Consider the following 9,085-nt stretch of genomic DNA (forward strand, 5'->3'; position numbering starts at 1 on the left):
GAGGGCCATGCCCAGCACCGAGAGAGCGACCGCGGCGCGCAGCGCGACGGCGGAGCCGCGAGCGGGACGGCTCGCACCACGGGCCCCGCGCCTCACGGACCGACCCCCACCGTCAGCGCCTGGCCCTGGTAGCTGTCCAGGGCCAGCGCCAGGGCGCCACGCACCTCGGCCTGATCACCGAGCAGCGAGGGCAGCACGGCGACCGGACCGGCCGTGCTGGGCAGGGTACGACCGGCGATCGTCGTGCTCAGGGTCTCGAGGAACACGCCCCCCGCCCGTACGAGCTCCCCGCCCACGACGACGACGTCGGGGTCCAGGAGGGTGCACACGGTCGCGATCGCGCGGCCCAGGTGGACGGCGGCCGCCGCGATGACCTCGCGGCACTCCGCGTCCCCGTCGAGGGCCTTGCCGACGGCGTCGCGCAGGGCGAGGTGCCCGTGGGTGGGCTGCAGGCGCGCGAGCAGGGCCGCCGACCCGACCAGGGTCTCGAGGCAGCCCCGGTTGCCGCACCGGCAGGGCGGGCCGTCGTCGTCGAGCACGAGGTGGCCCAGCTCCCCGGCCCCGCCGCTGCGACCGTGGTGCACGGTGCCGCCGAGGACGAGCCCCAGGCCGACGCCGTGGGAGACCCGCAGGTAGGCCACGTCCCGCAGCCCCTTGGCCGCTCCGAGCCGGGCCTCGGCCAGGGCGCCCAGGTTGGCGTCGTTGTCGACGTGCACCGGGACCCCGAGGCGCCGCCCGAGCACGGCGGGCACGTCGGTACCGTCCCAGCCGCGCAGCAGGCCCTCGGCCGAGACCTCCCCCGCCCGGACGTCGACCGGGGCCGGGATACCGACCCCCATCGCCAGCACCTCGCCGAGCGAGGCCCCCACCGAGTCGACCATCTCCTCGACGAGCATCGCGGCGCGGTCCAGACCGTCGTCGGCGCGGTGCTCGGGGGGCAGGGGCAGACGCTGCTCGGCGACCACGCGGTGGCTCACGTCCGCCAGGGCGACCCGCATCGACCGCTCCCCGAAGTGGACCCCGGCCACCAGGCCCAGGTTCCGGGCGAGGGAGACCTCCTGCGCGCGACGGCCGCTGCGCGAGGTCGGCGTGGTGGTCAGCACCCCCGCGCCGGTGAGCTCTTTGACGATGTTGGAGATGGTCGCGGCGGACAGCCCGGTGACGCCCGCGAGCTCGACCTGCGTGATCGAGCCGCGCTGCTGGACCACCCCCACGATGCGGGCCCGGTTGGCCTCGCGCAGGGAGGTCTGGGATCCAGGGGTCACCCGGTCCTTGGCCACGCTCGAAGGGTACCGGTCACCTGTTCGCCCACCACCCTTGACAGCGGGCGGGCTCACCCCTTGGATGACGCGGTACCGCCGGGTGGGGCCTGCTGGCGCTCCCGTGCCATGCTCGTGCGCACACCGACGGAGGTCACGGATGCCCGCAAGGACGCGCTGCGCAGTCCGCGCACCCCGTCGTCGTGCCCGCGGGCAGCACGGTCGCACCGGGCACCGAGCCGGCCGTCGTGCCGCCCCGGTCGTCTCGCTCGCCCTGGTCGGGGCTCTGCTCGCCGCCTGCTCCCCGGGAGGCGACACCACCCCGACCGCGGCCGGCCAGCCGCACGTCGAGGTGTTCACCTGGTGGGCCTCGGGCTCGGAGAAGCTCGCCCTCGACGCGCTGTCCAGCACCTTCGCCGAGCAGCACCCGGGGATCCGCTTCGACGACGCGGGCGTGGCGGGGGGCGCCGGGTCGGCAGCGAAGGACGTGCTCGACTCACGCATGGCCGCCGGCGACCCTCCCGACACCTTCCAGGTGCACGGCGGGGCGGAGCTCGCCGACCACGTCGCCGCCCACGACCTGCGCCCGCTGGACGACGTCGCAGCAGACCTGGGCCTGGCCGCCGTCGTGCCCCAGACGGTGCTCGCCGCGACGCAGGTGGACGGGGTGACCTACGCGATCCCGTCGAACGTGCACCGCGCGAACGTGGTGTGGGCCAACACCTCGGTGCTGCAAGCCGCCGGGCTCGCGCCGACCACGGCCTTCGCGAGCCTCGACGAGTGGTTCGTGGCCCTCGAGGCCGTCGAGGAGACCGGGGCGACCCCTCTGGCCCTCGGGGCCGACTGGACCCAGGTGCACCTGCTCGAGGCGGTCCTCCTGGCCCAACTGGGGGCAGAGGGGTACCGCGGCCTGTGGGACGGCAGCACCGACCCGATGTCCGCCGAGGTGACCGCGGCCCTCGGGACCTTCTCCCGCCTGGTGGGCTACTCCGACGAGGACCGCGCGAGCCTGGACTGGGAGGACATGACCTTCCGGGTGGCCGAGGGCGAGGCCGCCTTCATGATCATGGGCGACTGGGCGCTGCCGGCCTTCCGCGCGGCCGACATCCCCATCGGCAACGACGTTCTCTGGGCCCCGGCCCCCGGCACCTCGGGCAGCTTCGGCCTCGTGGTGGACGCCTTCGCGATCCCCGGTCCGGCCACCAACGTCGAGGAGGCGGTGAGCTGGGTCTCGACCATCGGCTCGGCCGAGGCCCAGACCGCACTGAGCAGCGTCAAGGGCTCCATCCCGGCCCGCACCGACGTGAGCGTGCAGGCCCTGCACCCCTACCAGCTGCACTCGACCGCGGCCCTCGAGCGCGACGAGCTCGTGCCCTCCCTCGCGCACGGCACCGCGGTGGACGGCGCCACCCTGCAGGAGATCACCCAGGCGGTGGGCAGCTTCACCGAGGGCCGGACGAGCGTCGCACAGCTGCAGCGCGCGCTCGCCTCGGCCCTCGGCGAGGACTGACCCCCGAGGTTCAGGGCCGCAGCAGCCCCAGCAGCCAACGGAGCCACTCGGCGATCCGGTCGAGCAGGTCCCCGAACCAGCCCGACCCGCCGCCGTCCCCGCCGTCGTCCGGGTCCTCGCCGCCGTCGCCGTCCTGCGCATCGACCAGCACCGTCGCGGTGCGGGCCGGCACGGTGACCTCGCCCGTCTGCGCCGCCCAGGCGGTCCCCCGCACCACGGGGTCCGCGCCCTCGGCGAGCACCGGGGAGAGGGCGTACTCGGCGCCCACCAGCTCGGGGACCTCGACCGTGACCTCCTCGTCGGAGGCGTTGATCACCACCAGCAGGCCGTCGAGGGCCGGGTCGACGTCCTCCCCCACGGTGTCGTCCACGTGCATGGTGACCACCCCGGGCAGGGCCTCGGGCCCGCTGGCGGGGAAGGTGACCTTCTCCTGGATGAGCTCGGCCTCCCCGAGGCGGAACAGCTCGGTCGAGAACCGCAGCCGCAGCAGGTCCTGGCTCATCGCGGCCGAGGCTTCGATGTGCTCGGGCTCGGGGACCAGGGCCGGGTCGGCCAGGAGCGGGCGCATGAACGGCCACTTGGCCTCGTTGTGGCTGGCCGGCGGCAGGCCACGGCCGAAGCCGTTCTCCTGGCCGCTGAGGTCGAGCAGGTTGAACCAGTCCCCCGAGTTGTAGCTGTCCCGGTCCAGGGACTTGCTGCGCAGCAGGTCCGTCCCCGCGTGCCAGAAGGAGGGCGTCTGGGCCAGGGCCGTCGTCGCGAGGGAGACGGTGTTCATCCGGACCCGGTCCTCCATGGACGTGTCCTGCGGGAGCTTGTACGCCAACGAGTCGAAGAGGGTCTCGTTGTCGTGCGCGTCGACGTAGGTCACGACCTCCTCGGGGGAGGTCGCGTAGCCGGCGGGCTGCCCGTTGTAGTCGAGCTCGGTGCCCGCCCGGACCTCGCCGTCGCTCGCGAGCAGCTCGTAGTCGCGCAGGTTGCCGGCCATGCCCAGGCGCACGAGGTCCGCCTGGTGCTGGGCCCGGGCGAGCTGCTCGGCCTCGGTGCCGTTGACCTCAGCACCGTTGGGGTCGGTCGCGGCCCCGCTGCCGAAGCCCTGCAGCCGCGGGTCCTCGTCGAAGGGCCCGCCACCGCGCACCGCGTCGCGCAGCCGGTCGCTGAAGGTCCCGATGCCGGTGCCGTCGAGCTGGCCCTGTGTGGCCTGGGTGAAGAGCCGGTTGTCGGCCACCTCCCCGAAGTTCCAGCCCTCGCCGTAGAGGTAGACCGCCGAGCCGTCGACGCCGTCGCGGCGCGTGGTCAGCTCGTCGAGGGCCTCGCGGACCGCGAGCATGGTGTCCCGCGAGTGATGACCCATGAGGTCGAAGCGGAAGCCGTCGACCTTGTAGTCCCGGGCCCAGGTGACCACCGAGTCGACCATGAGCTTCTCGGCCATGGCGTGCTCGGTCGCGACGTTCTCGCAGCAGGTCGAGGTCTCGACCTGACCGGTGGCGTCCAGCCGGTGGTAGTAGCCCGGGACCACCTTGTCGAGCACCGAGGTCTCGGCCTGGCCGCTCGCGTTGGTGTGGTTGAACACCTGGTCCAGGACCACCTGGAGGCCGTCGTCGTGCAGGGCGCCGACCATCGTCCGGAACTCGGCGACGCGCGCTCCGCCGTGCGGGTCGGTCGCGTAGGAGCCCTCGGGGGCCGTGAAGTGGAGCGGGTCGTACCCCCAGTTGAACCCGTCGCGGTCCCGGGTCGGCTCGATGCAGGCCTGCTGCTCCTCGGAGTCGGGGGCGAAGGACTCGAGGTCGCAGTCGGGCACGGCCTGGGCGCTGCGGTCCTCCTCGATGGTCGCGATGTCGAAGGTGGGCAGCAGGTGGACGGTGGTCAGCCCCGCGTCGGCGAGCTCGCGCAGGTGGGCGCGGCCGTCGCTGCCCTCCTCGGCGAAGGCCAGGTAGGTGCCGCGCACCGCCTCGGGCACGGTGTCGTCGTGGATCGAGAAGTCCCTGACGTGCAGCTCGTAGATCGTCTGGTCCACGGGCCGGACCACGGGCTGGTCCGTGCGCTCCCACTGCCGCGGCCGGTGGTCGCGGTCGTCGAGGTCGACCAGCACCGAGCGCTCGGAATTCACGGTCAGCGCGACCGAGTAGGGATCGGTCACCAGGTTGGTCTCGACCTGGCCCGTGGTCGGTGCGTAGACGGTCACCTCGTAGAGGTACTCGGCCCCCTCCCACTGCGGCCGCCCCCGGGTGGTCCAGGTGCCGTCGGACTGCCGGGTCATCTCGACCCGCTGCGGGTCCTCGCCCGCGCCACGCCCGCGGCTCGCCCCCCACACCAGCACGTCGACCTGGTGGGCGGTCGGGGCCCAGAGCGCCAGCGAGGGCCGCCGACCCTGCCACGTGGCACCGAGCTCACGGTCCTGCGCTGCCCCGTACAGGTCGTCCAGGACCCCCGGGACCTGCACACCCGTCGCGACCGTCAGGCCCGCGTCCACCTCGCCGGTCACGAAGGTCTGGCCCCGCAGGGCCTCGGCCACCTGCGGCTCGGACGGCGCCTCAGCGGCCTCGGTCCGCACCCGCAGCACCGCATGCTCCGCGAGGTGCGGGAAGCGGGCCGCGAGGTCCTCGTCGAGACCCGCGTCGTCAGGCTCGAGGGACCAGGACGTCGCCCCGTCCGGGAGCGCGAGGGTTCCGTCGGTCAGGGTGATCCCCCCGTCCCGTGCGTGGTGCAGGGCGTAGCTCGCCCCCTCGGCGACCATCTCGGCCGGCAGGACGACGACGTCACGGGCGAGCCACTGCGCGGCGTCCTCCCCCTCGCCGCCCAGCCCAGGGGCCTCGTCGCCGACCGTCAGCACATGGGTCTCGGGGTCGTAGCTGAAGGTGACCTCCTGGTCCTCGGCGACCGAGAAGCTGATGTTCTGGCCCCCTGGGACGCCGTCGACCCCGTACTCCTCGTCCCAGCTCATGCCGTGGGCGACCTTCGTCTCGTACTCCCCCGGCGGGAGGGCGTCGGTGGTGAAGGTGAAGGTGCCGTCCCCGTCGAGGTCGGTGAGCAGGGTGGCCAGGCAGTCGGGCTGCCAGTCCCCGGGGCAGCCGAGCTCCTCCTGGTGGCTGCCGGGCAGGGTCATCACCGGGTGGGTCGCGGTGGTGAAGAAGTACCGCGTGGCAGGGTCGAAGTAGAACTGCAGCGGGCCGCCGTCGTGGCTGTAGGTCACGTTGGCACCGCCGGGCTCACCGCCCGCCCCGAAGTTCACGTCCCAGCTCTCGTTCACGGCCACCTTGAACTCGTAGGTGCCCGCGGGCAGGTCGAAGCTCCCGGCCCACACGCCGTCGGCGCGCAGCTCGAGCTGGGCCTCGGCGCACGCCGGCTGCCAGTCGGCGGCGCACCCCATCTCGCTGTTGTGGTCACCGGGCACGGAGACCGCGTCGAAGGTCGGTGCGGGCTCCTCCTCGTCCTCCGGGGTGGTCGTGACCGCGTTGCCCACCGAGGCGTAGGTCGAGGCCGCGGTGCGGGTGCCCTCGGCGTCGACGGTGACCGCCCGGTACTCGACCAGGGTGCCCGCGGCCAGACCCGCACGGTCCAGGTCGTGGAAGACCCGCGGCTGGTCGGTCTCGGCGGTCCCGAGGGAGGTCCAGGCCGCGTCGCCGGCCACGCGGTAGGCGAAGGACGTCTCCTGGTAGCGGGCCTCGGCCACCGTGGCGCGCACCGGGACCATGCCGTCCAGCCCCGCGCCGGCCTCCGGGGCCGAGACGGTGCTGATGCCGTCCGAGGCCGCGACCTCGCGGTCGGCCACCAGGACGAGGGCGGACCGGGCGGGTACCTCGACCGTGAGGGCCCCGGTGTCGTCGGCCGCGGTCGTCGTCTCACCACCGAGCAGCGCCGTGTACTGCGCGCCGGGGGTCAGGGTGGTCAGCTCGGCGGTCGCCGGGGCGTTGCCGTTGTTGGTCACGACCAGGTGCTCGAGCTGCTCCTCGCGGTCCACCCGCGAGAAGGCGTACAGGCCGCCCTCGGCCAGCAGCTCGACCTGGGCGCCCTGGGACAGGGCCGGGTGGGCCTCGCGCAGGTCCGCCAGGGTCGCGATGTGCTCGTAGAGCGGGGCGTCGGTGTCGAAGCGGTCCACCGCCCCGGCCTGCTCGCCCGTGAGCAGCGCCTGCTCGGCGTACTCGGTCACCTCGGTCGCGAAGAGGCTCTGACGCGCGTCCTTGTCCCCGCCGCCCAGGTCGCCGTCCCCGATGAAGCCCTGCTCGTCGCCGTAGTAGACCACCGGCTGACCACGGGTCAGGTACATCAGCGAGTGGGCGAGCATCGATCGCTCGAGGGGCTGCTCACCTGTCCGCACGAAGTAGCCGATGCGCCCCATGTCGTGGTTGCCCAGGAAGGTCGGCAGCGCCGAGGCCGAGGTCGAGGGCGTCGTGTACATGTCGTCCCCCGCGAAGAGCCGCTGCAGGGTGCCCGCCTGGGAACCCGAGACGTACGCGCTCGTCGCCGACTGGTAGGTGAAGTCCAGCACCGAGCTCATGTCGGTGTTGCGCACGTACGGGGAGAGCAGGGCCGGGTCGGCGTCGTAGACCTCGCCGAACATGAAGAAGTCCTCGTTGCCCTGGGCGTGGGCGTAGTCGAGGACCTCGGTGGTCCACTCGTCCCAGAACTCGGGGTTGACGTGCTTGACCGTGTCGATGCGGAAGCCGTCGATGCCGAGGTCGACCCAGTCCTGGTACACGTCCACGAAGCCCTCGACGACGGTCGGGTGCTCGGTCATGAGGTCGTCCAGCCCGATGAAGTCGCCGAAGGTCACCGACTCCCCGCTCCAGGTCGAGTCCCCACGGTTGTGGTACAGCGTCACGTCGTTGAGCCACTCGGGCACCAGCGTGCCGGCATCCTCCTCGGCGACCACCGGGGTGTACGGGAAGGAGGTCGCGGGGTCCATCTCGGGGAACTCCCCGGTGCCCGCGTAGTCCCCCGGGTCGAAGGCGTTGCCCTCGGCGTCCAGGTAGGGGCTGGTGGCCTGGTCGATGTAGGTGTACTCGCCCTCGGCGTAGTCGATGATGTCGGCCGTGTGGTTGGTGATGATGTCGAAGTAGACCTTGATGCCGCGGTCGTGGGCGTCGGCGATGAGCTGCTCGAGCTCGGCGTTGGTGCCCAGGTGCGGGTCGATCTGCGTGAAGTCGGTGATCCAGTACCCGTGGTAGCCGGCCGAGGCGTCCTCGCCCTCGCCCTGCACCGGGCGGTTCTTGAAGGACGGGGTCAGCCAGATCGCCGAGGTGCCCAGCCCCTCGATGTAGTCGAGGTTCTCGATCAGCCCTGCCAGGTCACCACCGTGGTAGAAGCCCTTGTCGCTCGGGTCCAGACCGTGGTCGAGGCGGTCGCCGTCGATGTCCGCGGTGTCGTTGGACTCGTCGCCGTTGGCGAAGCGGTCGGTCAGGACGAAGTAGAAGCGCTCCTCGCTCCCCGGCTGGCGCACGGGGGCTGCCACGAGGTCGGCGTCCTGCTCGGTGTAGCCCTCCTCGAGGCCGAGCGGGGCCAGGCCGAGCCGCTTGGTGGTGTCGTCGAAGGTGAAGCGCAGGGTGGTCTCGCCCGCGATGGTGAGCGGGATGTTGTCCGCGCCGCCGTCCAGGCCGTAGGCCTCGTCCCAGCCCCCGTCGAGGGCGGCCTTGTACTCGTAGGTGCCCGCCGGCAGCGTCAGGTCGGCCGCGTAGAGGCCCTCGGTGCCGGTGGGCTCGAGCAGGGTCTCGGCGCAGTCGGGGGCCCAGTCGGCCGGGCAGCCCAGCTCGTCCTGGAGATCCCCGACCAGGGTGACCGTGCGGTCGGCCGCCTGGGCCGGGCTCGCGAGCGGGCCCGTCACGGCGACCGCTCCGGTCATCGCGACGGCCAGCGTGGCCAGGGTCGCGGTGGCTGCACGCGTGCGCGTCAGTCTCGACATCAGGGACTCCCTCGTCACCGATCTTCACCCGGGTGAAAGCCGCGGGCCGTCACGGACTGTAACGGCTTGCAGCAACTCTCAGCAATGGGATGACTTGGTGAGCGTGAACATCCGCGCCCGGCAGCCTCGTCGAGAGGCGCGTCGACGGGGCGCCGTCTACGCGGAGGAGCCCCGCAGCTCCTCGGCTCGTCGGTCGAGGACCTCGGCGGGCAGGTCGAGCTCGAGGAGCTTCTCCCGGCTCGTGGCACCCCGCAGCAGCCTCACCTGACGCGGACGCAGCCCGAAGGCCTCCGCGACCGCGACCAGGACAGCCTCGGTCGCGGCGCCGTCGACCGCCCGGGCGGTGACCGCGACGGTCAAGGCGCCCCCGCGGGTCCCACCCACCCGCGTGCGCGAGGCGCCGGGACGGACGCGGACGGC

Annotated in this window: 4 protein-coding genes; 1 reads left to right on the forward strand and 3 read right to left on the reverse strand. The window is 72.9% G+C overall.

Translation table 11 applies throughout. The features are described from left to right. Window positions 1-92: 92 nt before the first annotated feature. Window positions 93-1,280, reverse strand: coding sequence for an ROK family transcriptional regulator (locus tag L0B03_RS09800; RefSeq protein WP_250445623.1), 1,188 nt, complete (start codon window positions 1,278-1,280; stop codon window positions 93-95). A gap of 139 nt (window positions 1,281-1,419) precedes the next feature. Here L0B03_RS09800 and L0B03_RS09805 point away from each other — a divergent pair, with 139 nt between their 5' ends. Further along, on the forward strand, window positions 1,420-2,769 hold the full coding sequence (locus L0B03_RS09805) for an ABC transporter substrate-binding protein (protein ID WP_250445624.1): 1,350 nt from the start codon (window positions 1,420-1,422) through the stop codon (window positions 2,767-2,769). A gap of 10 nt (window positions 2,770-2,779) precedes the next feature. Here L0B03_RS09805 and pulA read toward each other — a convergent pair whose 3' ends face one another. Next, complete coding sequence (gene pulA, locus L0B03_RS09810) at window positions 2,780-8,665, reverse strand: pullulanase-type alpha-1,6-glucosidase (protein WP_250445625.1); 5,886 nt, start codon at window positions 8,663-8,665, stop codon at window positions 2,780-2,782. A gap of 156 nt (window positions 8,666-8,821) precedes the next feature. After that, on the reverse strand, window positions 8,822-9,085 hold a 264-nt coding region (locus tag L0B03_RS09815; protein ID WP_250445626.1), incomplete at its 5' end, for a DUF167 domain-containing protein.

Origin of the sequence: Actinotalea sp. C106, assembly GCF_023630195.1 — a bacterium.
In the GTDB taxonomy this organism is placed as follows: Bacteria; Actinomycetota; Actinomycetes; order Actinomycetales; family Cellulomonadaceae; genus Actinotalea.